The sequence below is a fragment of the Streptomyces sp. NBC_01476 genome (assembly GCF_036227265.1).
Lineage (GTDB): Bacteria > Actinomycetota > Actinomycetes > Streptomycetales > Streptomycetaceae > Actinacidiphila.
The window spans coordinates 5,428,712-5,453,436 of sequence record NZ_CP109446.1; the positions used below are offsets into that span (position 1 = coordinate 5,428,712).

Annotated in this window: 27 protein-coding genes; 14 read left to right on the forward strand and 13 right to left on the reverse strand. The window is 72.2% G+C overall.

Features of this window, described 5'->3' with window-relative positions; all coding sequences use genetic code 11:
- The first annotated feature begins 254 nt into the window (after positions 1–254).
- The gene (locus OG552_RS23835) at positions 255–422 is read left to right on the forward strand and encodes a DUF3117 domain-containing protein (RefSeq protein ID WP_073493047.1); all 168 of its coding nucleotides are present in this window, start codon (positions 255–257) and stop codon (positions 420–422) included.
- A gap of 192 nt (positions 423–614) precedes the next feature.
- Here the strand turns inward: OG552_RS23835 and OG552_RS23840 are convergent, their stop codons facing one another.
- Positions 615–1,373: an O-methyltransferase gene (locus OG552_RS23840; protein WP_329136146.1), complete on the reverse strand. Its 759-nt coding sequence runs from the start codon at positions 1,371–1,373 to the stop codon at positions 615–617.
- Positions 1,374–1,461: 88 nt separating this feature from the next.
- Here OG552_RS23840 and sigE point away from each other — a divergent pair, with 88 nt between their 5' ends.
- The 4 genes from sigE (at position 1,462) to OG552_RS23860 (ending at position 4,609) form a co-directional block, all read left to right on the forward strand.
- On the forward strand, positions 1,462–2,244 hold the full coding sequence (sigE, locus tag OG552_RS23845) for an RNA polymerase sigma factor SigE (protein WP_329136147.1): 783 nt from the start codon (positions 1,462–1,464) through the stop codon (positions 2,242–2,244).
- Positions 2,241–3,137 carry an anti-sigma factor family protein gene (locus tag OG552_RS23850; RefSeq protein WP_443071013.1) on the forward strand — a complete coding sequence of 299 codons (897 nt, stop codon included), beginning with the start codon at positions 2,241–2,243 and terminating at the stop codon, positions 3,135–3,137. The genes sigE and OG552_RS23850 overlap by 4 nt, the downstream gene beginning before the upstream one ends.
- 164 nt (positions 3,138–3,301) lie before the next feature.
- Positions 3,302–3,802 (forward strand): sec-independent translocase, encoded by a 501-nt coding sequence (locus OG552_RS23855; RefSeq protein WP_329136149.1) that lies wholly within the window; start codon positions 3,302–3,304, stop codon positions 3,800–3,802.
- 192 nt (positions 3,803–3,994) lie between these two features.
- A complete protein-coding gene (locus OG552_RS23860) occupies positions 3,995–4,609 on the forward strand; it encodes a hypothetical protein (protein WP_329136151.1) in 615 nt (204 codons plus the stop codon).
- A gap of 69 nt (positions 4,610–4,678) precedes the next feature.
- Here OG552_RS23860 and OG552_RS23865 read toward each other — a convergent pair whose 3' ends face one another.
- From OG552_RS23865 to OG552_RS23875, 3 genes are read right to left on the reverse strand one after another with little or no spacing between them, the layout of a single operon-like run.
- Positions 4,679–5,836 carry an Mrp/NBP35 family ATP-binding protein gene (locus OG552_RS23865; RefSeq protein WP_329136153.1) on the reverse strand — a complete coding sequence of 386 codons (1,158 nt, stop codon included), beginning with the start codon at positions 5,834–5,836 and terminating at the stop codon, positions 4,679–4,681.
- A gap of 33 nt (positions 5,837–5,869) precedes the next feature.
- Entirely contained in the window at positions 5,870–6,469 is a 600-nt protein-coding gene (locus tag OG552_RS23870) for a DUF1003 domain-containing protein (RefSeq protein ID WP_329136155.1), read from the reverse strand.
- Positions 6,459–7,874: a magnesium transporter MgtE N-terminal domain-containing protein gene (locus OG552_RS23875; RefSeq protein ID WP_329136157.1), complete on the reverse strand. Its 1,416-nt coding sequence runs from the start codon at positions 7,872–7,874 to the stop codon at positions 6,459–6,461. Before OG552_RS23875 ends, OG552_RS23870 begins: the two co-directional genes overlap by 11 nt.
- Positions 7,875–8,146: 272 nt before the next feature.
- On the opposite strand from OG552_RS23875, the gene OG552_RS23880 reads away from it, so the two are divergent.
- On the forward strand, positions 8,147–8,914 hold the full coding sequence (locus tag OG552_RS23880; protein WP_329136159.1) for a hypothetical protein: 768 nt from the start codon (positions 8,147–8,149) through the stop codon (positions 8,912–8,914).
- 35 nt (positions 8,915–8,949) lie between these two features.
- Here OG552_RS23880 and OG552_RS23885 read toward each other — a convergent pair whose 3' ends face one another.
- Entirely contained in the window at positions 8,950–9,498 is a 549-nt protein-coding gene (locus OG552_RS23885) for a hypothetical protein (protein ID WP_329136161.1), read from the reverse strand.
- Between the two features lie 133 nt (positions 9,499–9,631).
- Between OG552_RS23885 and OG552_RS23890 the strand changes: the two genes are divergently transcribed.
- Complete coding sequence (locus OG552_RS23890; protein ID WP_443071014.1) at positions 9,632–10,594, forward strand: DMT family transporter; 963 nt, start codon at positions 9,632–9,634, stop codon at positions 10,592–10,594.
- A 2-nt stretch (positions 10,595–10,596) separates the two neighbouring features.
- Here the strand turns inward: OG552_RS23890 and OG552_RS23895 are convergent, their stop codons facing one another.
- Positions 10,597–11,736 (reverse strand): magnesium and cobalt transport protein CorA, encoded by a 1,140-nt coding sequence (locus OG552_RS23895; RefSeq protein WP_329136163.1) that lies wholly within the window; start codon positions 11,734–11,736, stop codon positions 10,597–10,599.
- Positions 11,737–12,093: 357 nt separating this feature from the next.
- Here OG552_RS23895 and OG552_RS23900 point away from each other — a divergent pair, with 357 nt between their 5' ends.
- The 4 genes from OG552_RS23900 (at position 12,094) to OG552_RS23915 (ending at position 15,303) form a co-directional block, all read left to right on the forward strand.
- The gene (locus tag OG552_RS23900; RefSeq protein ID WP_329136165.1) at positions 12,094–12,693 is read left to right on the forward strand and encodes a suppressor of fused domain protein; all 600 of its coding nucleotides are present in this window, start codon (positions 12,094–12,096) and stop codon (positions 12,691–12,693) included.
- Between the two features lie 128 nt (positions 12,694–12,821).
- Positions 12,822–13,460, forward strand: coding sequence for a DUF6758 family protein (locus OG552_RS23905; protein WP_329136167.1), 639 nt, complete (start codon positions 12,822–12,824; stop codon positions 13,458–13,460).
- 215 nt (positions 13,461–13,675) lie between these two features.
- Positions 13,676–14,536, forward strand: coding sequence for a PHP domain-containing protein (locus tag OG552_RS23910; RefSeq protein ID WP_329136169.1), 861 nt, complete (start codon positions 13,676–13,678; stop codon positions 14,534–14,536).
- A gap of 158 nt (positions 14,537–14,694) precedes the next feature.
- Positions 14,695–15,303 carry a MarC family protein gene (locus tag OG552_RS23915; RefSeq protein WP_329136171.1) on the forward strand — a complete coding sequence of 203 codons (609 nt, stop codon included), beginning with the start codon at positions 14,695–14,697 and terminating at the stop codon, positions 15,301–15,303.
- Positions 15,304–15,415: 112 nt separating this feature from the next.
- Here the strand turns inward: OG552_RS23915 and OG552_RS23920 are convergent, their stop codons facing one another.
- From OG552_RS23920 to OG552_RS23930, 3 genes are all read right to left on the reverse strand, one after another.
- Positions 15,416–15,556, reverse strand: a complete 141-nt coding sequence (locus tag OG552_RS23920; RefSeq protein WP_329136173.1) for a hypothetical protein — start codon at positions 15,554–15,556, stop codon at positions 15,416–15,418.
- Between the two features lie 90 nt (positions 15,557–15,646).
- Positions 15,647–16,540 (reverse strand): alpha/beta fold hydrolase, encoded by an 894-nt coding sequence (locus tag OG552_RS23925; RefSeq protein ID WP_329136175.1) that lies wholly within the window; start codon positions 16,538–16,540, stop codon positions 15,647–15,649.
- A 115-nt stretch (positions 16,541–16,655) separates the two neighbouring features.
- Positions 16,656–18,551 (reverse strand): DEAD/DEAH box helicase, encoded by a 1,896-nt coding sequence (locus tag OG552_RS23930; RefSeq protein WP_329136177.1) that lies wholly within the window; start codon positions 18,549–18,551, stop codon positions 16,656–16,658.
- Between the two features lie 611 nt (positions 18,552–19,162).
- Here OG552_RS23930 and OG552_RS23935 point away from each other — a divergent pair.
- Positions 19,163–19,900: a ferritin-like fold-containing protein gene (locus OG552_RS23935; protein WP_329136179.1), complete on the forward strand. Its 738-nt coding sequence runs from the start codon at positions 19,163–19,165 to the stop codon at positions 19,898–19,900.
- A 72-nt stretch (positions 19,901–19,972) separates the two neighbouring features.
- Here OG552_RS23935 and OG552_RS23940 read toward each other — a convergent pair whose 3' ends face one another.
- The 4 genes from OG552_RS23940 to OG552_RS23955 form a co-directional block, all read right to left on the reverse strand.
- On the reverse strand, positions 19,973–20,230 hold the full coding sequence (locus OG552_RS23940) for a hypothetical protein (protein WP_329136181.1): 258 nt from the start codon (positions 20,228–20,230) through the stop codon (positions 19,973–19,975).
- 151 nt (positions 20,231–20,381) lie between these two features.
- Positions 20,382–20,612 carry a DUF3107 domain-containing protein gene (locus OG552_RS23945; RefSeq protein WP_329136183.1) on the reverse strand — a complete coding sequence of 77 codons (231 nt, stop codon included), beginning with the start codon at positions 20,610–20,612 and terminating at the stop codon, positions 20,382–20,384.
- 140 nt (positions 20,613–20,752) lie between these two features.
- On the reverse strand, positions 20,753–21,394 hold the full coding sequence (locus tag OG552_RS23950; RefSeq protein ID WP_329136184.1) for a TetR/AcrR family transcriptional regulator: 642 nt from the start codon (positions 21,392–21,394) through the stop codon (positions 20,753–20,755).
- 160 nt (positions 21,395–21,554) lie between these two features.
- Positions 21,555–21,932 carry a hypothetical protein gene (locus OG552_RS23955; protein WP_329136186.1) on the reverse strand — a complete coding sequence of 126 codons (378 nt, stop codon included), beginning with the start codon at positions 21,930–21,932 and terminating at the stop codon, positions 21,555–21,557.
- A gap of 149 nt (positions 21,933–22,081) precedes the next feature.
- On the opposite strand from OG552_RS23955, the gene OG552_RS23960 reads away from it, so the two are divergent.
- Both OG552_RS23960 and OG552_RS23965 read left to right on the forward strand, forming a co-directional pair.
- A complete protein-coding gene (locus OG552_RS23960) occupies positions 22,082–23,116 on the forward strand; it encodes an alpha/beta fold hydrolase (RefSeq protein WP_329136188.1) in 1,035 nt (344 codons plus the stop codon).
- A 296-nt stretch (positions 23,117–23,412) separates the two neighbouring features.
- The gene (locus tag OG552_RS23965; protein WP_329136190.1) at positions 23,413–24,663 is read left to right on the forward strand and encodes a DUF3152 domain-containing protein; all 1,251 of its coding nucleotides are present in this window, start codon (positions 23,413–23,415) and stop codon (positions 24,661–24,663) included.
- Positions 24,664–24,725: the final 62 nt, after the last annotated feature.

A 24,725-nucleotide genomic window follows, 5' to 3' on the forward strand; every position in this document is an offset into this window, starting at 1 on the left:
AAGAATCGCGCTCGTGACTCCCCCTGACTGCCGTCGGCTGCCTGGGGCGAATCCGGGCCGAATCGGAGTGGGTTGCTCTGGTTGCCGCTGACCGCCTCTCGACCTGTCCTAGCAGGTCACGGCCGATTTGGTCGCTATCAGTGCAGGTCAGAACATTGCTTCGGATGAAGTTGGTCATCGGGTCGCGCGATGCGGGATAATGGCCGAGAACCAATGTGTTCGAGTCCGAGCTGGTTTCAGGAAGGGGAACGAGCATGGCGGCCATGAAGCCGCGGACGGGTGACGGCCCGCTCGAGGTGACCAAGGAGGGGCGGAGCATCATCATGCGCGTTCCGCTTGAGGGCGGCGGGCGGCTTGTTGTCGAGCTGACCCCGGACGAGGCGGACGCCCTGGGCGATGCGTTGAAGAAGGCCATCGTCTGAGACCAGCGGTCCCGAAATTCGTCGCGGCCACCCCAGCACCCACCGTGCCGGAGTGGCCGCGCCTCTTTTTGTCACCGGGTGCGCGCCGGATGCCGGCCGCTTGTCCCAGGCTTGTCACCGGCTTGTCAGCGGCTTGTCCGCAGGTTGCCCGCGGCTTGCCCGCGGGTTTTTGTCCGCCCGGCCACGGCGCGGCTACTTGTTGCGGACCGCGCAGAGAAGTCCGTCGTCGGTGGGGAGGAGGACCGGCGCGAGGGCCGGGCTGTCGCGGACCTCGCGGAGCAGCTCGCGGAGGCACTGGGACTCGGGGTCCTGGTGCGCGGCGTCCAGCGCCTTGCCCCGGCCGAACGCACCCTCGAAGCAGACCAGCCCGCCCGGCCGCAGCAGCCGCATCGACGCGTCGAGATAGTCCAGGTACTCCAGCCGGTCGGCGTCGCAGAAGATCAGGTCGTAGCCGCCGTCGGTGAGCCGCGGCAGGACGTCCAGCGCGGGGCCGCAGATGAAACGGGACCGGTTCGCCGCGAAGCCGGCCTCACGGTACGACTCCCGGGCCAGCTGCTGCCGGTCCGGCTCGGTGTCGACGGTGGTGAGCACGCCGTCGGCCCGCATCCCGCGCATCAGGTGAATGCCGGAGACCCCGGTCCCGGTGCCGATCTCCACCACCGACTTCGCGTCCGCTGCCGCCGCCAGCAGCCGCAGCGTCGCCCCCGTCCCAGGTGAGACCGGCCGCAGCCCCGCCACATGCGCATGGCCGCGGGCACGTATCAGGGCGTCGTCCTCGGCGACGAACGCGTCCGCGAACGCCCAGCTCGCCTGCCGGTTGCCGGTAATGGCCCTCTCCCTGTCACCACTGTGCTCAGCCTTGCGTCTCCCTGGCCGCGAGGCCCGTCGGCGACTGTATCCGCTGGGGCCGGGAACCAGCAGATGGGACCGTGCGTTAGGCAGGCGGAACATAAATGAGGCGTATGGGCCGCGAAGGCTTGTCGGAGCTCATACGCCTTGACAGCAGCGCATTTATCCGGAGCTAACGGGCGAGGTGGCTATGGTAGGGGCTCTACTGGACACCACCAGAGCCGACAGGGGAGGTGCGGCTGCGGCCGGTGACCGGAGAGTGCTTCCGCACTTTCGCAGGTCCGCCGGACAGCCGAAATCCGTGACCAACACCGCTGATGATCGTTCACGCGAAAAAAACTCCGCCGACGCGAACTCCGTGACCACCGCGACCTTCGCCACCGACGGGGACGCTCAGTCGTGGACGCCTCCTTCCTGGGAGGAGATCGTCAGTACGCACAGTGCCCGGGTGTACCGGCTGGCCTATCGGCTGACCGGCAACCAGCACGACGCGGAGGACCTCACCCAAGAGGTCTTCGTGCGGGTCTTCCGCTCCCTGTCCACCTACACACCCGGCACCTTCGAGGGCTGGCTGCACCGCATCACCACGAACCTCTTCCTGGACATGGTGCGGCGCCGGCAGCGGATCCGCTTCGACGCACTCGGCGACGACGCGGCTGAGCGACTGCCCAGCCGCGAGCCGTCCCCCGCACAGCACTTCAACGACACGCACTTCGACGCGGACGTCCAGCAGGCGCTGGACACCCTCGCCCCGGAGTTCCGTGCCGCGGTGGTGCTCTGTGACATCGAGGGACTGTCGTACGAGGAGATCGCCGCGACCCTCGGTGTGAAGCTCGGCACGGTTCGGAGCAGGATCCACCGCGGTCGCTCCCACCTGCGTAAAGCTCTGGAACACCGGGCACCTGGTGTACGTCCGGCCCCCGCGCTTGCTGCCACCGCACCCAAACCTGGCCTGGAGGGCGGGAGAGCGTGAGCAGTAGCGGTTCAGGCGAGCATCGTCCCCAACGTCCCGCGCCCGCCGAGCAGCACCTGGGCGACCGCCTCGCGGCGTTCGTCGACGGAGAGCTGACCGACGACAGCAGGGACCGCGTGCTCGCCCATCTCGCGACATGTCCGCAGTGCAAGGCCGCAGCTGCCGAGCAGCGGCGGCTGAAGAGTGTGATCGCGGCCTCCGAGCTGCCGGCCATATCGGCCGGTCTGCTCGCGCGGCTGCAGGGTCTGCCCGGCATGGGCGCCGGTGACGGCCACGGCCGCGGCGGTCCATGGGACCCGGGCGGCCCCGGCGGCCCGGTGACCGCCGACGGCCCCCAGGCCGACGACGCCACCGCCGTACCGGCACCGCAGCTCGGTGAGGAGCCCGCAGGGCCCTTCGACGGCGGCCTGCTGGGCTCCGGCCCGCTCGGTTCCGGCCGGTTCTCGTACCTGGGTCCGGCCCGTGACCTGCTGGCCCCGGCCGGCTCCCGGTCGCGCGGCTTCCGTATCCATGAACCGGCGGCAGCCGCCGCCGGGAGCGCCCACCCCGTCTCCAGTACGTCCCGGGGCCGCAGGTTCGCTTTCGCGGCGGCCGGCGCCTTCTCGATGGCGGCCATCGCCATCGGCGGCGCGCTCCCGATGGAGGCGGCGGTCGACGGCGGCGCCCGGCCCGACGACGGCCCGGCGGTCAGTCCGCTGAGCGCCAACTCGGTCTCCGACACCCGCGGGGTGACCCCGCGCGGGGTGCTCGGCGCCGAGGAGCGGATCACCCGCGCCCCCGCCGCCCGTACGGTGAACACGGCCACCTCGGTGTCGCTGCCGGAGCCGGGACCGGTGCCGCTGGTGACCCCGGCGGTGGCCCAGCCGGCCCGCTCCACCGTCGTCCTGCGCTGACCGGCGGACGGGAGTGGCCGGACCAGCACCCGTTCGGGGGTCCACCTTCACCCCCTGGCGACGTAGTGTTGGCCGGGCCACTCCCGTACCGACCGCGGCGGCGGGTACCGTAAAGTGCGCCGGCCCCTGCCCAGCCGGTCGTGGACGTCCCAAGGAGCTGCACGGTGTTCTTCGACATAGGCCCGCTTGAGCTGGTCGCGCTCGTAGTCCTTGCCGTACTCGTCTTCGGTCCGGACAAGCTGCCGAAGGTCATCCAGGACGTGATGCAGTTCATCCGGAAGGTGCGGGAGTTCTCCGACAGCGCCAAGGAGGACATCCGCCGGGAGCTGGGCCCGGAGTTCAAGGACTTCGAGTTCGAGGACCTGAACCCCAAGACCTTCATCCGGAAGAACCTGCTGGAGGGCGAAGAGGACGAGTACGGCCTCAAGGAGCTCAAGGATCTGCGCAACAGCTTTGACCTCCGCAAGGAGATGTCCGAAGTCACCGACCTGCGCAAGGACTTGACCGAGGTCACCGACGTGGTGAACGGCGTGGAGCCGGGCACCAGGGCGTCGGGCGGGGCCGCCGCGGCCACCGCGACCGAGACCGCCACCCCGGACCGGCTGCGCAAGACCGAGAAGCTCGGCCAGGACGAGCCGCCGCCGTTCGACTCCGACGCGACCTGACAATCTGCTCAGCGCTGACGGGCGGCAAACCTCAGCTGTCCAGCTGAACAGTCAGTACGACTGATTTCACCCGATTGGTTGACCGTTGTCCGTGTGTCAGCCGTCACCCCCCCGCCGTTTCGTGCCCCGAACCCACCCAGGGTCGGGCAAGATGGCGTCGCCCATAAGGGCACTGGAGGAGGCGCTACCCATATGGAGACGAAGACCGGCACGGCACAGGGGGCGGTCGACGGCTACTTGATGGCCGACTTTCCGTGGTACGGGCTGGATCAGGCGTTCACCGGACACCGCTGGCTCGGAACCGTCGGTGTCAGCGCGGACGGCACGGTGGAACACGGCTCGACAGGGCACGGCGACGAGCCGTCCCTCAAGGCGGAGGCGAGCGACCCCGAGGGACAGAGGTTCGCCGTGGTCGTGACGGTGGCACAGCGCCCGGGACGGCGCAGCGCCGACGGCACCGGCGTCCTGGAGGAGACATCCGTCGCGTCCGCGGCCTGGCTGGCCGGCTCGGGCCTGCTGTCCTGCACCTGGCCCACCTACATGGAGCGGGCGCTGCGCGACGACTGGCTCGACCAGCAGACGGCGGCGGCCTGGGAGATGGCGGACGAGCTGACGGGACCCGGATGGTCCACCCTCACGCTGCCCGTGGACGGGGAGCCGACGCCGTTCCACTACCGCGAGTCCGAGTACGGCTGGGTGATGGCCGGCGCCGCCCGGGGGGTCCACCTCGGGGCGTACGGGCGGGGCATGAGCGCCTACGGGCTCGGGCTGTCCGTGGTGCGCGACCTGACGACCTACGAAGGCTGAACCGCGTACAGAACCGCCGGGGCCGGCTCCTGACCAGGAGCCGGCCCCGGCGGTTCTCGCTGTGCGGGCCTAGAACTTGTTGCGCGGGGTGATCCCCAGCGACATCCCCGCCAGGCCGCGGGCACGGCCGCCCAGCTTGCCGGCGATGGTCCGCAGGGCCGCTCCCGCCGCGGACTCGGGGTGGGACAGGGCCACCGGACGGCCGTCGTCGCCGCCCTCGCGCAGCCGGATGTCGATCGGGATGCGGCCGAGCACCGGGACGGTCGTACCCGTGGTGCGGGAGAGCCCCTCGGCGACGCGGTCGCCGCCGCCGGTACCGAAGACCTCGACGATCTCGTCGCAGTGCGGGCACGGCATGCCCGCCATGTTCTCCACCACGCCGACGATCTTCTGGTGGGTCTGGACCGCGATGGAGCCGGCCCGCTCGGCGACCTCGGCGGCGGCCTGCTGCGGGGTGGTCACCACCAGGATCTCCGCGTTCGGCACCAGCTGGGCGACCGAGATGGCGATGTCACCGGTGCCGGGCGGCAGGTCCAGCAGCAGGACGTCCAGGTCACCCCAGTAGACGTCGGCGAGGAACTGCTGGAGCGCCCGGTGGAGCATCGGGCCGCGCCAGACCACCGGCGCGTTGCCCGGGGTGAACATGCCGATCGAGATCACCTTCACCCCGTTGGCGGCGGGCGGCATGATCATGTTCTCGACCTGCGTGGGTCGCCCTTCCACGCCGAGCATGCGGGGCACGCTGTGACCGTAGATGTCCGCGTCGACCACGCCGACCTTCAGGCCGTCGGCGGCCATCGCCGCGGCCAGGTTCACCGTCACCGAGGACTTGCCGACGCCGCCCTTGCCGGACGCCACCGCGTACACCCGGGTCAGCGAACCCGGCTGGGCGAACGGGATCTCCCGCTCGGCCTGCCCGCCGCGCAGCGACGACGCCAGCTCGCGGCGCTGCTCGTCACTCATCACATCCAGCGTGACGTCCACCGAGGAGACCCCGGGCACCTGGCCGACGGCCGTGGTCACCAGGCTGGTGATGGTGTCGCGCATCGGGCAGCCGGAGACGGTCAGATACACGGTCACCGCCACCGTGCCGTCGGCGCCGATGTCCACGGACTTCACCATGCCGAGATCGGTGATCGGTTTGTGGATCTCCGGGTCGTTCACGGTCGCGAGCGCGGCGCGGACGGCCTCGTCGGTCGGCGTGGAGCTGTACGTGGTGGTAGCCATACCGACGATGGTACGGCGACGGCGGGGGGCTGTTCAGCGACCCCGCCCGTCGGTTTCGTCACCGCGCCCCGGCCGCGGGCCGTACGGGTGCCTGGTGCGGTGGGCGGGACCGCCGGACTGCCGCTCCTCGAACTCCTTGAGCAGGTCCTGGAGCTCGGAGCGGATCCAGTCACGGGTGGCGACCTCGCCGAGGTTCACCCGCAGCGCGGCCACTTCCCGGGTCAGGTACTCGGTGTCGGCGATGGAGCGCTCGTTCTGCGCGCGGTCCTGTTCCAGGTTGACCCGGTCGCGATCGTCCTGCCGGTTCTGCGCCAGCAGGATCAGCGGCGCCGCGTACGACGCCTGCAGGGACAGCATCAGGGTCAGGAAGATGAAGGGGTACTGGTCGAACCGCATGGGCTCGGGCGCGAAGACGTTCCACAGCACCCAGACGATGATGACCGCGGTCATCCAGACGATGAACCGTCCGGTGCCAAGGAAGCGGGCGATCCGCTCGGAGAACTTGCCGAACGCCTCCGGGTCGTAGGCCGGCAGCAGGCTGCGCCGGGTGGTGTCGCGCGGCTGGTCCAGGCGGACCCGGGAGCGCGGCTGCCGGCGGCGCTGCGGGTCGCGGACCCGCTCGTCAGCGGCCATTGCCGGTGCCCGCCTCCTGCGCCGGCTCGTACGGCGCCCGCTCGGCGTCGTCCGGATCGTCGCTGCCGTCCTCCGCCCCGCGGTCCACGGCGCCGTGCAGATCCGTCTCCCGCCAGTCCTCCGGCAGCAGGTGGTCCAGCACGTCGTCCACCGTCACCGCGCCCAGCAGGGACCCGCTCTCGTCCACCACCGGCGCCGAGATCATGTTGTACGTGGCCAGGAAGCTGGTCACCGACGGCAGCGGGGTCTCCGGGTCGAGCGGGTGCAGGTCGGTGTCCACGATCGACCCCAGCAGGGTGAACGGCGGGTCGCGCAGCAGCCGCTGGAAGTGCACCAGGCCCAGGTACTTGCCGGTCGGCGTCTCGTCCGGCGGCCGGCACACGTACACCTGCGCGGCGAGCGCCGGCGACAGGTCCGGGTTGCGGATGCGGGCCAGCGCGTCGGCGACGGTGGCGTTGGGGCGCAGCACGATCGGCTCGGTCGTCATCAGGCCGCCCGCGGTCCGCTCCTCGTACGACAGCAGCCGCCGTACGCCCGCGGCCTCCTGCGGCTGCATCAGCCTGAGCAGCCGCTCCTGCTCGTCGTCGGAGAGCTCGGCCAGCAGGTCGGCGGCGTCGTCCGGGTCCATCGCCTCCAGCACGTCGGCGGCGCGCTCGTCCTTGAGCTTGGTGAGGATCTCCACCTGGTCGTCGTCCGGCAGCTCTTCGAGCACGTCCGCCAGCCGGTCGTCGTCCAGCGCGATGGCGACCTCGCCGCGGCGCTTGGGGGAGAGGTGGTGCAGCACGTTGGCCAGGTCGGCCGGGCGCAGCTGCTCGAAGGTCGCCACCAGGTTCTCCGCGCCCTGGCTGTCCTCGGCCAGCCGGAAACCGGTCACCGACGACCAGTCGACGGTCAGCGTCTCCCCCTTGCGGCGCAGCGCCCCGGACTTGCCGCGGCGGACGAAGACCTTGTCGATCTCCCACTCCCGGCGGGCGGGCAGCTGCGCCATCGACACATCCAGGACGGTGACCTCCTCGCCCGCGCGGGCCCCGTCCTCGGTGCCCTGCTCGGACGCCTCGGTCGCGGCGGTCGTCTCGGTGGTCTCCGGCTCGACCAGCCGTACCCGGCGGTCCAGCAGCTCGCCCAGCACCAGCGTCTCGGTCGGCCGCTGCTCGAAGCGCCGCATGTTGAGCACGCCGGTGGTGATCACCTGGCCGGACTCGACGCCGGTGACCCGGGTCATCGGCAGGAAGATCCGCCGCCGGCTGATCACCTCGACGACCAGGCCGAGGACACGCGGCGGCCGGCCGCCGACCCTCAGCATGACCACGACGTCGCGGACCCGGCCCACCTGGTCGCCGGTGGGGTCGAAGACGGCGATGCCGGACAGGTGCGAGACGAAGACCCGGGGGGAGCCTGCGGCCATACGGGGCCTCCTCGTCCGTTCGTACTCCGCGGCCAGGCTACTCCGGGCGGATCTTGGCCGCCCGGCGGGCGGGGTGCCGGAAGGGGGTGCCCGGCGGGGTGCCGGACGGGGTGCCGGGTGCGGGCTGTGCGCGGGCTGGGTGCGGTGCCCGGAGGGGTGCCCGGACGGGTGCAGGATGGCACCCGCCGGGCACCCCCGGGGGTACGCTGCGGCGACTGCTGCGGTAGCTTCCTGCACCGCCCGCAGCGCTGCCCGCAGGAGGACGAGAACCCGTGTATTCCGGCCGACGGACCACTGCCGCCCGCGGAACGATCGGCGCGGGCACCCTGCTCCTGGGTGGGCTCCTCACCGGCTGCCTCGGCTTCGGCGGCGACCCCGACGCGGGGACCAACGGCGTCGGCAAACTCCCGGCGCCGACCATAGAGCAGCAGGCCAAGTCCGCCGCCGACACCGCCCCCACGGTCCGGCTGGCCGGCACCGTGGTCAGCAACGGGCAGAGCTTCCGGCTCGACATGCGGCTGCGTCCCAACGGCGGCGTCGGCGAGGTCACCACCAAGGACGGCACCTTCCAGCTGCTCCGGGTGGACGACGCCCTCTACCTCAAGGCCGGCGCGGACTTCTACGGCGACGGCGGCGACGACAAGGACAGCCGGGCGGCGGCCGCGAAGCTCAACGGCAAGTACGTCAAGGTGCCCTCCAGCGACCCGGCCTACCGGCAGTTCAGCGGCTTCACCGACAAGAAGGTGCTGCTCGCCGACCTCTTCGTGCTCGACGGCACGGTCAAGGTGGGCGACCACCGCAAGGTCGCCGACACCAAGACCATCGCCCTCAACGGCTCCAAGGGCGGCTCCCTGGACATCTCGCTCCAGGGCAGGCCGTATCCGCTCCGCTACCAGCGGGCCGGGAACGCGGGCACCCTGACGCTCTCCGACTGGGGCCAGGACTTCACGCTGGCCGCACCGGGCAAGGACGCGGTGGTCGACTACGGCAGGTCGGTCGGCGCGACCCCGGCCCCCACCAAGCCGGCGGCCAGGAAGTAGCGCGCGCCGCCGGCCGGGCCGGCCTCCCGCCGGGCTCAGCGCCTTCGGCGTTTGAGGAGGAGGCGGGGCAGGCCGGCCGGGGCGGGGTGGCGGGTGGTGGCCGCGGTGGGGGCCGGGACGGTCGCGCCCGAGGCGGTGGGCATCGTGCCGGGGTACTCGGAGGGGGCGCCGTCCGGGGTGAGACGGAAGAGCGCGCACTCGCGGGCCCAGCGGGGGACGATCTCCTCGCCGTCGGGGGAGTTGAGCCGCTTCGGCTTCAGCTCGGCGGCAGCCGCCTGCCACGGGTCGGAGCCGGGCGCCAGCAGGGCGACCCGTGCCTGCCAGGTGACCAGCCGCCCGCCCTTGTCCTTGCTGCGGACCGTGACAGTGGCCGCGCCGCCGTCGGTGAGGCCGGGCACCGGCTGCTCCCCGGGCCCGCCGACCAGGCAGAGCGCCCCGTCCACCCAGGCGTGCCAGACCGCCTGGCCGTTCACCCAGACCAGGCCGGACTTCTTGGTGGCCTCCTCGACCAGCGCGGTCAGTTCGGCCGGTTCGGCGGCAGAGGCGGCGCCTTTGGCGTCGGCGGCGTCGGGAGCGGTCGTCATGCGCCACACCCTAAAGGCTGCCCCGGCCGCACCCTCCGTCCGGGGAGCGGAACGACAGGTGCTCGGGGCCGTCACGGGCCTTACCCTGGGTGCCGGCCGTCGCCGGCGGCCCGCAACGCCCCCGAGGAGCCCCGTGACCGCCCCGCAGAGCACCGCCGCCCCCGCGGACCCGGGCACCGCGCCGGCGGGGCCCGGCGCGACCGGAGGCGTCCTGGCGGCGCGGCGGCTGGACTTCTCGCTCCTGGCCGTCGCCATCGCGGGCGTCTCGATGTCCGCCCCGCTGATCGCCTCCACCGCCGCGCCCGCACTGGCCATCGCCTTCTGGCGCAACGCCATGGCCGTCGGCGTGCTCAGCCCGGTCGCGCTCTGGCGGCACCGCGGCGAACTGCGGCACATGGGCGGCCGGGCGCTGGGGCTCTCGCTCGCGGCCGGCGTCGTCCTCGCGCTGCACTTCGGGATGTGGCTGCCCAGCCTCACCATGACCTCGGTGGCCACCTCCACCGCGCTGTGCACCACCACCCCGATCTGGACCACGCTCATCCTGCGCGCCCGCGGCCACCGCCCGCCGGGCCTGGTCTGGGCCGGCACGGTCCTGGCGGTGACCGGCGTACTGATCCTCACCGGCCTCGACCTGTCCACCGACACCCGCGCACTGGCCGGCGACGCGCTGGCGCTGGGCGCGGGCATGGCGGCGGCCGGCTACGTCCTGCTCGGCGCGGAGGTACGGCGCACCGCGAGCACCACCGCGTACACCGTCGTCTGTTACGGCACCACCGCCGTGGCGCTGCTCGGTGCCTGCCTGGTGTCCGGGTCGGCACTCGGCGGCTACGACGGGAGAACCTGGCTGAAGATCGCCGCTCTCACGGTGGTCGCCCAGCTGCTCGGGCACTCGCTGCTCAACCGGGTGGTGCGCGGCCTCGGCCCGGCCACCACCTCGACCGCGATCCTGCTGGAGACCCCGGGCGCCGCGCTCATCGCCGCCCTGTGGCTGGGCCAGACCCCGCCGGCCGCCGCGTATCCGGCGCTCGGCGTGATCCTCGCGGGCCTGGCCCTGGTGATCCTCGCCGACCGCCGGAAGACCGCCCCGGCGGCGTAGCGCTACAGCCAGCCGTTGCGGCGGAAGCCGCGGTGGATGGCGTAGCAGATCGCCACGATCCCGATGAGGACGGCCGGGTAGCCGAACTTCCAGCGCAGCTCCGGCATCGTGTCGAAGTTCATCCCGTACACACCGGTGATCATCGTCGGCACCGCCAGGATCGCCGCCCACGCGGTGATCTTGCGCATGTCCTCGTTCTGCACCACGGTCGCCTGGGCCAGATTGGCCTGCAGGATCGAGTTCAGCAGGTCGTCGAAGCCGGTGACCTGCTCGTGCACCCGGGCCACATGGTCGGCGACGTCACGGAAGTACTTCTGGATCTCCGGGTCGATCAGCCGCATCGGCCGCTCGCCGAGCATCTGCATCGGCCGCAGCAGCGGCGACACCGCCCGCTTGAACTCCAGCACCTCCCGCTTGAGCTGGTAGATCCGGCCCGCGTCGCCCCCGCGCAGCCCCTTGCCGTTCCCCGCGGAGAAGACATCGATCTCGACCTCGTCGATGTCGTCCTGCACCGCCTCGGTGACGGCCAGGTAGTCGTCGACCACCCGGTCGGCGATGGCGTGCAGCACCGCGGAGGGGCCCTTGGCGAGCAGCTCCGGGTCGTCCTCCAGCTGGTGCCGCAGCGAGCGCAGCGACCCGTGGCCGCCGTGCCGGACGGTGATCACGAAGTACTGGCCGGTGAAGACCATCACCTCGCCGGTCTCCACCACCTCGCTGGTGGAGGTGAGTTCGGCGTGCTCGACGTAGCGGATCGTCTTGAAGACGGTGAAGAGCGAGTTGTCGTACCGCTCCAGCTTCGGCCGCTGGTGGGCGTGGACCGCGTCCTCGACGGCCAGCGGGTGCAGCCCGAACTCCTGGGCGATGCCGGCGAACTCCTGCTCGGTCGGCTCGTGCAGCCCGATCCAGACGAAGCCGTCGCTGCCGTCGCAGCTCTCCGCGCTGCGGCCGGCCCGCACCGTGCGCAGCGCCTCGCGCAGCCCGATGTTGTCGCTGCACCGCACACCGTCGCGGTACACCGCGCAGTCCACCACCGCGCTGCTGGTGACCGCGGAGGTGTCCTGGGCCGGGCCGTAATCGTAGGACTCGCCGTTCTTGCGCAGGGTGGGACGCACGACTGCGCGCAGATCGCGGATCATCGACATGGCAAGCTCCTTCACGGACTGGCCTACGGCATGGCGCCGCACTGAAATGCTGATCAGGACGGGTTGATCACAGGCAGTTCAGGGCGCTCTTCCAGCGCGGAGAAAGCTCCGCGGGCAAGCCGACGACTACGCGTTTCGGCTCCGGAGTGCCGGGTATGGAACGCGAGGGCTCAGCGCGCGGGGCAACACATGGAAGAGCTGCCGGTACTGCACGGTCGACTGGGATCCATGTCAGTCCCACCTCCTCCGGCCAATCCCCGCTGGGGGATGACGTACGCGCGAACGCCCCACTTTAGCAAGCCCGCAAGGGCCCGACGCCGCGCTTTGCGCCTTCGATACGCGCTCTATGCTCACCGTATGTCAGATGTCACGCCGCTGGTCGAGGCCCGGCTGAGCACGGTTTTCGGCCCGCCTGACGCCCGCGCGGCGGTCACCTTCCTCGGCGCGCAGCCCCTTGAGGTGCTCCGCTTCCGCGACGGTGACCTGCGGCGATACATCACCCTCGGCATGTCGGACCAGCCGATGAACGACCCGCTGGCGACGGTGGCCGATCCGGTCCGCGGGCCGCGTGCGGAGCTGCTGCTCACCGTCCGCGCCGGGCGCCTGGGAAGTGGTCCGGACACCGACAAAATTCTCCGTCCGCTCGCCGTCCTGGCCGCGTCGCCGCAAGTCGAGGGGGTGGTGGTCGCGCCGGGCAACTCCCTCGACCTCGGTGAGCCGCTCTGGCCCGGCGCCCCCTTCTCCGCGGTGCTGGTCGCCGAGAACGGCGGCCTGGTCGACGACCTCGTGCTGCCCGAGCCGATGGCGCCGGTGCGCTTTCTGCCGCTGCTGCCGATGACGCCCAACGAGGCCGCCTGGAAGCGGGTGCACGGGGCCGCCGCACTCCAGGAGAGGTGGCTCGCCCAGGGCACGGACCTGCGTGATCCGGACCGGGCGCCGGCCCGGCTGGACGACTGACCCGGCGCCATGGCGCCGGGTCAGTCCCCGGCGCGGACCTCGCCCGCGCCGGGGACGGGCCCGCGGGCCGGGCCCGGACGGGTGATCGTCCTTGACGCGGGCACGGTCCGGGAGGACCGTGGAGCGCTATGAGGGGTGAACCCAGTTGCCCGAAGTGCGGTGGCAGGGTGCGGGCGCCCGGCCTCTTCGCCGACTCCTGGCAGTGCGCGGCGCACGGGAGCGTTCACCCGCTGCAGCCCGTCGTACCGCCCAGCGTCGAGGCGCTCGGCGTGGTGGTCAACCGTTCCCAGGTGCCGGTGTGGATGCCCTGGCCGCTGCCGGTCGGCTGGCTCTTCTCCGGGGTGGCCGCGGCCGGTGACGACCGCAGCGGCGGCCGGGCGACCGCGGTGACCTGCTCCGGCCCCGGCCCGTTCGGCGGCGCCGGCGAACTGATGCTGATCGCGGAGGAGCTGGGCGTCGGACTCGGCGCCCGCTACGCCGGCATCCCCGGCCCGGACCCCGGTCCCGACATGTGCGTCGACAAGCCGGCCCACGCCAAAGTGCTGGCGGCCGGCCGTCCCACCCCGCTCTGGCACGTCAACCACACCCCCGCCGACCGCGCGGTCTTCGCCGGCGAGGCGCGCGGGCTGTGGCTCTGGGCGATCGTGTGGCCCGAGGAGACGGGGCTGCTGATGTACGACGAGCTGGTCCTCACCGATCTGCGGGACGCCGGGGCCGAGGTGGATCTGCTGCCCTGCGGGGCGCTGTCGACGCGGCTGCTGGGATAGCGCCGGCTCCGGGCCGCCCGGCTCGGGTGGCCCGGCCCGGGCCGCCCGGCTGGGCGGTGCGGTCGCGGGTAGCGGTTCAGTCGTCGGTACGGGGGCCGTATTGGCCTGGGTTGCCGGGGGTTTCGCCGTCCGACGCCTGGGAATCGTAGGCTCTTTACGGACGCTATCCTTACGTTCGCCCCCTTGACCGCTGGCTGCCCCTGGAGGACCGTGCCGTGCCGCGCATCGACCTGCACACCCACTCCACAGCCTCCGACGGTACGGACACCCCGGCCGAGCTGGTACGGAACGCCGCCGCGGCCGGCCTCGACGTGGTGGCGATCACCGACCACGACACCGTCGGCGGCTACGGCGAGGCCCGCGCGGCCCTCGGCGAACTGCGCTCCGGCCTGACGCTGGTGACCGGGGCGGAACTCTCCTGCCGGGTGCGGGGCATCAGCATGCACATGCTGGCGTACCTCTTCGACCCCGCCGAGCCGGAGCTGGACCGGGAACGGGAACTCGTACGCGACGACCGGGTGCCGCGGGCGCGGGCCATGGTCGCCAGGCTCCAGGAGCTCGGCGTGCCGGTGACGTGGGAACGGGTGGCCGCGATCGCGGGCGACGGGTCGGTGGGGCGGCCGCACATCGCCACGGCGATGGCCGAACTGGGTGTGGTGGACAGCGTCTCGGCCGCTTTCACTGAGGAGTGGCTGGCCAACGACGGGCGCGCGTACGTCGGCAAGCACGAACTTGACCCCTTTGACGCGGTGCGGCTGGTCAAAGGCGCGGGCGGGGTGACCGTCTTCGCGCACCCCGGCGCGCACAAGCGCGGGGAGACGGTGCCGGACGCGGTGATCGCGGAGCTGGCCGCCGCGGGCCTGGACGGTATCGAGGTCGACCACACGGATCACGACGCGGCGACGCGGGCGCGGCTGCGCGGGCTGGCCGGGGAGCTGGGGCTGCTGGCCACCGGGTCCAGTGATTACCACGGCAGCCGGAAGACGGTCGCCCTCGGGGAGTGCACGACGGACCCGGAGGTCTACCGGGAGATCGCCCGGCGGGCCACCGGCGCGGTGCCGATCACCGCGGTCTAGCTGCCGCCGGCCTTTCCGGGGCCGGGGCCGCTGCGTTCCCCTGTGTCCCCCGCGTTCTCTGTGTGCCCCGGGTCCTGTGCGTCCTCGGGTCCTGTGCGCCCCGCGCGTGCTCTGTGCGTCCTCCGCGTTCTTCGCCGGCTCCTACGGAAGTGTCACCGATGTTCGACCTCACCCTGTTCGGGTCCGTCTTCTTCACCCTGTTCGTCATCATGGACCCGCCCGGGATCACGCCGATCTTCCTCGCCCTGACGTCGGGACGGGCCACGAAGGTCCAGCGGCGGATGGCGTGGCAGGCCGCCGGGGTGGCGTTCGGGGTCATCACGGTCTTCGGTATCTGCGGGCAGCAGATCCTGGACTACCTGCATGTGTCGGTGCCCGCCCTGCGGGTGGCCGGCGGACTGCTGCTCCTGCTCATCGCGCTCGACCTGCTCACCGGCAAGGCGGACGAGCCGACCCAGACCAAGGACGTGAACGTCGCGCTGGTGCCGCTCGGGATGCCGCTGCTGGCCGGGCCCGGGGCGATCGTCACGGTGATCCTGGCGGTGCAGAAGGCGGACAGCTTCGAGGAGCAGGCGTCGGTGTGGGTGGCGATCGTCGCCATGCACGTGGTGCTCTGGCTGGTGATGCGCTACTCGCTGGCGATCATCCGGGTGATCAAGGAAGGCGGTGTGGTGCTGGTGACCAGGCTGTCCGGAATGCTGCTGTCGGCGATCGCGGTGCAGTCGGTGGCCAACGGCATCTTCGGCTTCATCCACGGCGGGGGATGAACCGGGTCCCTCGCCGGACGGACCGGGCTCTTCACGGCGGGGACGGCCCCGGACATGCGAAAGCGCCCCGTACTCCATTGGTACGGGGCGCCGTTGCGTGGGCCGGGTGGATTCAGTCCGCGGGGCGGATGTAGATCCGCTGGCCGATGGCAGCGGCCTGCTGCACGATCTTGTTCACGGCGGAGGCGTCTACGACGGTGCTTTCCACCGCGTTGCCATTGAGGTCGTCGAGTCGCATGATCTCGAAGCGCATGGGGCTTCTCCCTTCGTCGCTCGTTACATGTGTGGTCAACCAACTCCCCCTTCGAAACATTCCCTACGCTAAAGAAACCCTTGCTGACCTTCACTGCTCACCGGTAAGGGAGCGGGCGCCGCCCTTGGCGCGGCCCCAGAACGCCACCAGCGCCGCCGCGGTCTCCGCCGGGCGCTCCGCGTTGGGGGAGTGCTCGGCGCCCTTGATCACCACGCGCTCGGCGTCCAGCCGCTCGGCCATGGCGTCCAGCCACGGCACCGGCCAGGCGTAGTCCACCTCGCCGGAGAGTACGAGCTTGGGCAGGCCCAGGGCGCTCAATTCAGCCACTCGGTCGGGCTCGGTCATCAGTTGCTTCGCGGTGGCGATCAGTTGCTCGGGAACGGTGGTCACCCAGCGCCGGTGCAGGAACTCCTCCAGCCAGCCCGGTGTCTCCTCGGCGTCGGCCGGTGCGTTCTCCGCGTCCATCGCCCGCATGGTCCGCCAGGCCGTCTCCATGTCCATGGTCGGCAGGTAGTCCACCAGCAGCTGGGTACGGAGCTGCTGCTCCGGGCTGATCTCGGCCGGCCCCGAACTCATCAGGGTCAGCGAGGCCCAGGGGGCGGTTCCCGCGGCCAGCACCGCGGCGCGGGCGACCAGGCCGCCCATCGAGTGCCCCAGCAGATGCAGCGGGGTGCCGAGGGCGGCGCTCTGGGCGATCACATCGGCGGCCAGCTCGGCCTGGGCGTACGCGGCCTCGTCGCGCGGGCCGCCCGAGTCGTGCTGACCGCGGCCGTCCACCGCCACGACGCGGTAGCCGGCCTCGGTGAGCGGGGTCAGCAGATCGAGGAAGTCCTCTTTGCTGCCGGTGAAGCCGGGCACCAGCAGCGCGGTGCCGAGGGCGGGCGCCGGGGGAACGGCGTCCAGTACCGCGAAGGATCCGCGGGACGTCTCCAGCCGACGGGCGGACACGTTCTCCGGGAGGCTGAGGGCAGAGGGTCGGCTCATGCAGTGAGATTACGCGCCGCATATGTCCGAGAGGTTGCCTCTTGGTTCGCCGCGCGCAAGGCCGGATGCCGAACGCCCCCGGCCGCCGGGCCAGGGGCGTTCGGTCCTGCGGGGTTCAGCTCGCGTCCGCCTCGGCGACGGCCTCGGCGGCGACGGCCTTACGGATCCTGCGGCGCGGGGCCTTGGGGGCCTCCGCCGCTTCGGGCGCCGACGCCGGGGCCGGGACCTCGACGGACTCGGCGGCCTTGCGGGTCCTGCGGCGCGGGGCCTTCGGAGTCTCCTCCGCCTCGGGCGCGGCGGCCGGGGCGGGCACCTCGGCGACCGCCTTGCGGGTCCTGCGGCGCGGGGCCTTGGGGGCCTCCTCGGTCACCACGGAGGTCACCGCGGGCTCGCCCGGCGTGACCGCTGCGGGGGCGGCGGTCACGGCGACCGGCTCGGCGGCCTTGCGGGTGCGGCGGCGGGGCGTCCTGGGGGCCTCCTCCGTCACTACGGCGGTCACCACGGGCTCGGCCGGTGCTTCGGCGGCCGTCTCCACGGTCGCCGCCACGGCCGCGGCGGGCGCGCCCGAGCGGGTGCGGCGACGGCGGCGGGGCGCGGTGCGGGCGGCCGGGCCCTCCGTCACGGCGGCGTCCGGTGCAGAGGCCGCGACGGCCGTCTCGACGGCGGAGGTGGCGGTGTCCGCGCCGGCCGCGGCGACCTCGCCGGAGCGGGTCCTGCGGCGCTGGCGGGGCGTACGGGTGCGGGCCGGACGCTCCTCGGCGGGCGCGGGTGCGCTCTTGCCGGCCGGGCGGCGGCCACCGCGCGGGGCGCCCCGGCCGCCGGTCTCGCCCAGGTCCTCGACCTCTTCGGCGTCCAGGCCGGCCCGGGTCCGCTCGGCGCGCGGCAGCACGCCCTTGGTGCCCGCCGGGATGCCCAGCAGCTCATACAGGTGCGGGGAGGTGGAGTACGTCTCCTCCGGGTCGTTGAACGGCAGGTCGAGCGCCTTGTTGATCAGCTGCCAGCGCGGGATGTCGTCCCAGTCGACCAGGGTGATCGCCGTACCGTACGCGCCGGCCCGGCCGGTGCGGCCGATGCGGTGCAGGTAGGTCTTCTCGTCCTCGGGCGTCTGGTAGTTGATCACGTGCGTGACGCCTTCGACGTCGATACCGCGGGCGGCGACGTCGGTGCAGACCAGGACGTCGACCTTGCCGTTGCGGAAGGCGCGCAGCGCCTGCTCGCGGGCACCCTGGCCGAGGTCGCCGTGGACCGCGCCGGAGGCGAAGCCGCGCTTCTCCAGCTGCTCGGCGACATCGGCCGCGGTGCGCTTGGTGCGGCAGAAGATCATCGCAAGACCGCGGCCGTCGGCCTGCAGGATGCGCGAGACCAGCTCGGGCTTGTCCAGCGAGTGCGCGCGGAAGATGTGCTGGGTGGTGTTGGCCACCGTGGCGCCCACGTCGTCGGGGGACGAGGCGCTGATGTGGGTCGGCTGCGACATGTAACGGCGGGCCAGGTTGATCACCGCGCCGGGCATGGTCGCCGAGAAGAGCATGGTCTGCCGCTTCGCCGGGAGCATGGCCATGATCTTCTCGACGTCGGGCAGGAAGCCCAGGTCGAGCATCTCGTCGGCCTCGTCCAGCACCAGCGCGCGGACGTGCGTGAGGTTGAGCTTCTTCTGGCCGGCCAGGTCCAGCAGGCGGCCCGGGGTGCCGACGACCACGTCGACGCCCTTCTTCAGCTGCTCGACCTGCGGCTCGTAGGCCCGACCGCCGTAGATCGCGGCGACCCGGACGTTACGCACCTTGCCGGCGGTCAGCAGGTCGTTGGTGACCTGCTGGCACAGCTCACGGGTGGGTACGACGACGAGCGCCTGCGGGCTGTCGGTGAGCTTGTCGGCGCTCGCCCGGCCGGCGTCCACATCGGCGGCGACGGTGACCCGCTCCAGCAGCGGGAGGCCGAAGCCGAGCGTCTTGCCGGTGCCGGTCTTCGCCTGGCCGATGACGTCATTGCCGGCGAGGGCGACCGGGAGCGTCATCTCCTGGATCGGGAAGGGGGTGATGATGCCGACGGCCTCAAGGGCCTCGGCGGTCTCGGGAAGAATTCCGAGGCTGCGGAAAGTCGTGGTGGTCAGGATGTTGCCTCTTCTGTGAGACGCGGCACTGGGCGGCAAGGGGGGTCGAGCAGCCGAAGCGTCGAAATTGCCGAAACCGCCGGAAGCGCCGACAGCGGCCGATGTCCGCCGTTCGCCGCATCCGTCACGTTCGCCAAGATTTCGACCGCGCCGGTAGCTGACCGCGCAGAGGTTCTTACAGCCGGAAAGAGGCTGCGAAGCGCGGGACCGCTGCCCTCGCTCATGCCGCGAGCGGGCCCCTCCCGATGGCAGGAGGGCGGTCGGTTCGGAGCCGATCGGGCCACCGACCGGGCATCCAGGTGTTGCACACGTCGCCCGTCGGATGATCGGAAGTATGGCCGACTACCGACGGGTGCAATACCACTCTACCCCGGAAACACGTAGCTGCACCCGATCAAATGTTTCGTTAGGGACGTCATCGGGATCAGCGGTGCTCCGCGACCCGCCGGGAACCGGCGTCCGACGCCCGTACCGCGGGTCTTCCGGCGGGCCAGGACTTGGCTATTGTGCCCAGCATGGAGACGCCTGACGAGACCACCACGTCCGCCCCCGCCCCGACCGGCATCGCCGCCCAGGACTGGGACTCCGCCGCGGCCGACCCGCGGTACCGGGCCGCCGTCGTCGATCTGCTGGGGGCGCTGGCGTACGGCGAGCTGGCCGCGTTCGAGCGGCTCGCGGAGGACGCCAAACTGGCGCCCACCCTGGAGGACAAGGCGGAACTCGCGGCGATGGCGGCGGCCGAGTTCCATCACTTCGAGCGGCTGCGCGACCGGCTGGGTGAGATCGGCGAGACCGCGAACCGGGCGATGGAGCCCTTCGGCGCGGCGCTGGACGAGTTCCACCGCCAGACCGCACCGTCGGACTGGCTCGAAGGGCTGGTCAAGGCGTACGTCGGCGACTCGATCGCCTCCGACTTCTACCGTGAGGTCGCCGCCCGGCTGGACTCCGACACCCGCACCCTGGTGCTCGCCGTACTGGACGACACCGGGCACGCCGGCTTCGCGATCGGCAAGGTGCGGGCCGCGATCGAGGCCGAGCCGCGGGTCGGCGGCCGGCTCGCGCTGTGGGCCCGGCGGCTGATGGGCGAGGCGCTCTCCCAGGCACAGCGGGTGGTGGCCGACCGGGACGCCCTGTCCACGATGCTGGTCGGCGGGGTCGCCGACGGCTTCGACCTGGCCGAGGTCGGCCGGATGTTCTCCCGCATCACCGAGGCGCACACCAAGCGCATGGCCGCCCTCGGCCTGGCCGCGTGAACCGGGCCGCCTGACCCCGTTCCGCCTGACCCCGGGCCGTGCCGCCCGGGTGAGGGGCGGCGGAGCCGTCCGTCAGGCCAGCGGTGACGGGCGGCCGGGGCGGGCCAGCAGGCTCAGCAGCGCGATCGAGACCACCAGGGCGCCCGGGGCGGTCATCTCCAGCCGGCCGCCGCCGAAGATGGTGTGGGCGACGAGGCCGCCCGCCAGCGCGGCGGCCGGTCCTGTGGTCAGGACCAGGGGCGTGCGGGGAAAACGGGCCGGCAGCAGATATGTGGCCACCAGCGCGGTGGCAAGCCCGATGACGGCGTAGGCGACGGCCTCCCACAACATCCTGATCCCCTCCCTTTGGTACGGACCGGCGTGCACAGACTTCCTACCCCCGGGCGACGCGACGCGAAACGGAGGGGCGGCAACCGGTCACAACCGGTTGCCGCCCCTCACGTATTCCCTTTGTTCCCCTTGCGGGGTGCTGCCTCGCGCGTCAGAGCGAGGCGCCGAACCCGACCCGGCGGGTGGCCGGCTCGCCGATCTCCACGTACGCGAGCCGGTCGGCGGGGATCAGGACCTTGCGGCCATGCTCGTCCGTCAGCGTCAGCAGCTTCGACGTGCCGGAAAGCGCGTCGGCGACGGCCTTCTCGACCTCGTCGGCGGACTGCACGCTCTCGATGTTGATCTCGCGCGGCGCGTGCTGCACGCCGATCTTGACCTCCACGGCTTTGGTACCTCCGAATGGTCTGGCGGTGTGCGCGGTCGATCGCGCCGTACGCAGCACAGCGTAGCCCGGCGGAAGCGACCGGAATCCGTGCACCGCACACGCCGTGAGCGAACACGGCGCCGGCGGTGTCAGTGGTGTCAGTGGTGGCCGTCCGTGCCGTGCAGCGGGAAACCGGCGATACCGCGCCAGGCCAGCGAGGTGAGCAGCTGCACCGCGGTGTCGCGCGGCACATCGCTGCTGCTGGCCAGCCAGTAGCGGGCCACGACCTGGGAGACGCCGCCGAGGCCGACCGCCAGCAGCATGGACTGCTCAGGGGCGAGCCCGGTGTCCTCGGCGATGACCTCGCTGATGGCCTCGGCGCATTGCAGGGAGACCTTGTCGACCCGCTCGCGCACGGCGGGCTCATTCGTCAGGTCCGATTCGAAGACCAGCCGGAAGGCGCCGCCCTCGTCCTCGACGTAGGCGAAGTACGCGTCCATGGTCGCTTCGACGCGCTTCTTGTTGTCGGTGGTGGAGGCCAGTGCGGTCCGCACCGAGTGCAGCAGCGACTCGCAGTGCTGGTCGAGAAGCGCGAGATAGAGCTCCAGCTTCCCGGGGAAGTGCTGGTAGAGCACCGGCTTGCTGACTCCGGCGCGCTCAGCGATGTCGTCCATCGCCGCAGCGTGGTAACCCTGCGCGACGAAGACTTCCTGGGCCGCGCCCAACAGCTGTTCGCGCCGGGCCCGGCGGGGCAGACGGGTGCCGCGCGGCCGTGCCTGGGTTTGCTCGATGGCTGTCACGCCGCCTCCCAAATCTGGTGAAGGAATGAATGGACACCGCGAGGGCCCATCGTACTTTTCGGTAACGACGCTGTGGGCCGCGCGGTGGGACATTCTCACTTCCTGGGACCGTGTGGCCACGGTCCGCCGGTCGTTCCGCCCCGGTCCGGCGCCTGCCGCGCTACGCCCGGTACTCGTCCTCGTCCTGCCGGACCACTCTGCGCTGGTCCGCGGCGTCCGCGGGGTCGGCCTCGGTGGCGGGGTCGGTGATGTCCTCGGTGATGGGTTCGTCCTGCTCCTGGAGGACTTCGGCACGCTGCTCGGCCACATCGGCCTCGGGGGCCTCGATGTCGAGTTCCCCGTCGTCACCGGCGGCGGCACCTTCGGCGTCTTCGGCACTCTCAGCGGCGTCGGCGGGGTCCGGAACCGCTTCCGTCCCGCCGGGTTCCGGGTCGTCCGGTACGGCCGCGCCGCCGGTGCTCACGTCACGTATGCCGTCGCCGCCCGCGGCGCCACCGATACCGTCGATGCTGCCGACGTCCTGGATGTCCCTGGACATGGGCGCCTCCTTTCGGTGCCTTATCCATCTTCGTCCGTTACCGGGCCGCCCGCCTTGTGACGGGAACACCGGGATGCGCTACTGGGCTTCTCACCGCTTGTGGCCGCGAACACACAATCGTCCGCGTGATGGTCTCGTAACATTGGGCCATGCCCACGACCGACTCTCCTCAAGCGGCCGTCGCCCCCGCGGCCGTACCCCCGGCGGGACCGGTGCTCGCGTCCGGGGAATCGTCGCGTGTGGTGGCGCTTCCCGGGCTCAGCCTGATGGTGCGGTCGCACGACGCCCCCGAGGGGACCAAGGGACTCGAACCGGCGCTCTTCGTGCACGGGCTCGGCGGCTCGTCGCAGAACTGGTCGGTGCTGATGGAGCGGCTGGCCGACCGGGTGGCGGGCGAGGCGCTCGACCTGCCCGGCTTCGGCCACTCGCCGCCGCCGGACAACAGCGACTACTCGGTGGCCGGGCACGCCCGGGCGGTGATCCGGCTGCTGGACGCCGAACGGCGCGGCCCGGTGCACCTGTTCGGCAACTCGATGGGCGGCGCGGTCACGGTGAAGGTGGCCGCCGCCCGGCCCGACCTGGTGCGCACCCTGACCCTGATCTCACCGGCGCTGCCCGAGGTGCCGCCGCAGCGCACCGCCCTGCCGACCGTGCTGGCCTCGGTGCCGGGGATGCCCGCGCTCTATCTGCGGCTGACCCGCGACTGGACGAGCGAGCAGCGGACCGCCGCGCTGCTGGCGCTCTGCTACGGCGACCCGTCGCTGGTGCCGGGGCCGACCCGCGAGGAGGCCGCGCGGGAGTATCAGCGGCGGCTGGATCTGCCGTACTTCTGGGACGTGATGGTCCGCTCGACCCGCGGCATCGTGAACGCCTACACCCTCGGCGGCCAGCACGCGCTGTGGCGGCAGGCCGAGCGGGTGCTGGCGCCGACGCTGCTGGTCTACGGCGGGCGGGACAAGCTCGTCTCGGTGAAGATGGCCCGCCGGGCGGCACGGACATTCCGGGACGCTCGGCTGCTCACTATCCCCGACAGCGGTCATGTGGCGATGATGGAGCACCCGGAGCTGGTGGCGAGGGCGTTCCGTGATCTTGTTTTCGAGGTCGCGGACCGTACGATTCCCGCGGGCGACGGACGTACCACGAGTGCGACGACGGGTCCGACGAGCGACGCTACCGGGAGCTGATCGAGGGCGTGGGCAAGCACAGCGCGACGGATGGGCAGGACGGGCCGGAGAGCTCGATACCGGGCGCAGGCGGCGGCATGGGCCCGCTGGGGCCACTGGGCCCGCTGGGCGGGGGCCGCGCGGGCTCCGGCGCGGGTCCGGGCACGGGCGGCGGTCTGGGTGGAGGCCCCGGCGGCGGTCCGGCCGGCAGCTTCGGCGGCGGTGCCGGCAGTGGCGGTGCCGGGGGAGGTGGCGGTGCCGGTGGCGGGGGCCTGTTCCGGCCGCCGATTCCGCCGCGCTCGGCCGGCGGCCTGGGCGTGCCCGGCACCGGCCGCCGGCGGCGGGCCGACTCGCCCGAGGACACCGGCGGCTTCGCGGTGATCCGGCCGCAGGAGCTGAACGTGCCACCGCAGGCCCACCCCGAGCACCGCGAACACGCGGCCTGGGGCGCGGGCGGCGGCTGGAGCGCCCCCGGCCCCGGCCCGGGCTCCCGGGGCGGCGCTGTCGCCGAGGACTGGCCGCTGGACTCCGAACCCGTGGAGTGGACCCGCTTCGAGACGGGCGCCTCGGTCCCGCCGCGCCGGCCCCAGCCGCAGCCGTCCGGCGGCAGGCTCCCGCACCCCCGGCAGGAGTACGTGGACGCCTTCGACGCGCCCCTGCCGCCGCGTCCCCGCCCGGCGGCGCCCCGCGAGCCGGCCGAGCCCGGTCTCCTGGTGCAGCCGGAACCGTCCGCCGGCAAGGCGGACAAGAGCGGCGGGAAGGGCCGTACCCTGACCGCGATCGCGGCCGCCGCGGTCGTCACGGTGCTGGCCGTGGTGGTCGGCGGGCAGCTGCTCGGGGGTGAGAAGGACCACACCGACAAGCCCGCTCCCGACGCCACCCCCCGCTCCGCCGCCGACGAGACGGCTTCCGCGCCGTCCGCGCCGTCCACCGCCGCCGCCCCCTCCGTGACCCCGACCCTCGCGCCCGCGAGCTACGACCAGCTCATGGACCGGCAGTACCCGCTCGACCCGAAGCTCGCGCTCTCCGGCGCCTTCACCACCGTGCCAGGGCACCAGGCCGCGCCGGGCCGGGGAAAGGTGCTGCGGTTCCGGGTGGACGTGGAGAAGGGGCTCCCGCTGGACGCCGGTCTCTTCGCCCAGACCGTCTTCAAGACGCTGAATGATCGCCGCAGTTGGGGACACGGCGGCACGATGACCTTCGAGCGGGTGTCAAGCGGCCCGGCCGACATCGTCGTCACCCTGGCCAGTCCCGGGACCACCGCCAAGTGGTGCGAGAAGTCCGGTCTTGACACCACGGTTGACAACGTGTCATGTGACGCGGCGTCGACCCCGCGCACCATGATCAACGCCTACCGGTGGGCGCAGGGCGCGGACACCTTCGGTCCGCAGCGGATGCACGAGTACCGGCAGATGCTGATCAACCACGAGGTCGGGCACCGGCTCGGGCACGGTCATGTCGGCTGTCCCAAGGCGGGCGCGCCCGCCCCGGTGATGATGCAGCAGACGAAGTACCTCTCCCTCGACGGCGGACCCACCTGCAAGCCGAACGCCTGGCCCTTCCCGTAGGACCTCACGGCCCGGCACGGACACCGACCTCCGGTGCATAAGGGAGCCTTGGGGATCTTATT

Coding starts and splice junctions, on each gene's coding strand:
- OG552_RS23895 (WP_329136163.1), bottom strand. CDS start 11,736: ATGTCGATGATCCGCGATCTGCGCGCAGTCGTGCGTCCCACCCTGCGC.
- OG552_RS23930 (WP_329136177.1), bottom strand. CDS start 18,551: ATGACGCTCCCGGTCGCCCTCGCCGGCAATGACGTCATCGGCCAGGCG.
- OG552_RS23885 (WP_329136161.1), bottom strand. CDS start 9,498: ATGACGACCGCTCCCGACGCCGCCGACGCCAAAGGCGCCGCCTCTGCC.
- OG552_RS23960 (WP_329136188.1), top strand. CDS start 22,082: ATGCCCACGACCGACTCTCCTCAAGCGGCCGTCGCCCCCGCGGCCGTA.
- OG552_RS23940 (WP_329136181.1), bottom strand. CDS start 20,230: ATGTTGTGGGAGGCCGTCGCCTACGCCGTCATCGGGCTTGCCACCGCG.
- sigE (WP_329136147.1), top strand. CDS start 1,462: ATGGTAGGGGCTCTACTGGACACCACCAGAGCCGACAGGGGAGGTGCG.
- OG552_RS23875 (WP_329136157.1), bottom strand. CDS start 7,874: ATGGCCGCAGGCTCCCCCCGGGTCTTCGTCTCGCACCTGTCCGGCATC.
- OG552_RS23835 (WP_073493047.1), top strand. CDS start 255: ATGGCGGCCATGAAGCCGCGGACGGGTGACGGCCCGCTCGAGGTGACC.
- OG552_RS23860 (WP_329136151.1), top strand. CDS start 3,995: ATGGAGACGAAGACCGGCACGGCACAGGGGGCGGTCGACGGCTACTTG.
- OG552_RS23955 (WP_329136186.1), bottom strand. CDS start 21,932: ATGTCCAGGGACATCCAGGACGTCGGCAGCATCGACGGTATCGGTGGC.
- OG552_RS23840 (WP_329136146.1), bottom strand. CDS start 1,373: ATGTTCCGCCTGCCTAACGCACGGTCCCATCTGCTGGTTCCCGGCCCC.
- OG552_RS23900 (WP_329136165.1), top strand. CDS start 12,094: ATGTCAGATGTCACGCCGCTGGTCGAGGCCCGGCTGAGCACGGTTTTC.
- OG552_RS23915 (WP_329136171.1), top strand. CDS start 14,695: ATGTTCGACCTCACCCTGTTCGGGTCCGTCTTCTTCACCCTGTTCGTC.
- OG552_RS23935 (WP_329136179.1), top strand. CDS start 19,163: ATGGAGACGCCTGACGAGACCACCACGTCCGCCCCCGCCCCGACCGGC.
- OG552_RS23870 (WP_329136155.1), bottom strand. CDS start 6,469: ATGGCCGCTGACGAGCGGGTCCGCGACCCGCAGCGCCGCCGGCAGCCG.
- OG552_RS23905 (WP_329136167.1), top strand. CDS start 12,822: ATGAGGGGTGAACCCAGTTGCCCGAAGTGCGGTGGCAGGGTGCGGGCG.
- OG552_RS23925 (WP_329136175.1), bottom strand. CDS start 16,540: ATGAGCCGACCCTCTGCCCTCAGCCTCCCGGAGAACGTGTCCGCCCGT.
- OG552_RS23920 (WP_329136173.1), bottom strand. CDS start 15,556: ATGCGCTTCGAGATCATGCGACTCGACGACCTCAATGGCAACGCGGTG.
- OG552_RS23865 (WP_329136153.1), bottom strand. CDS start 5,836: ATGGCTACCACCACGTACAGCTCCACGCCGACCGACGAGGCCGTCCGC.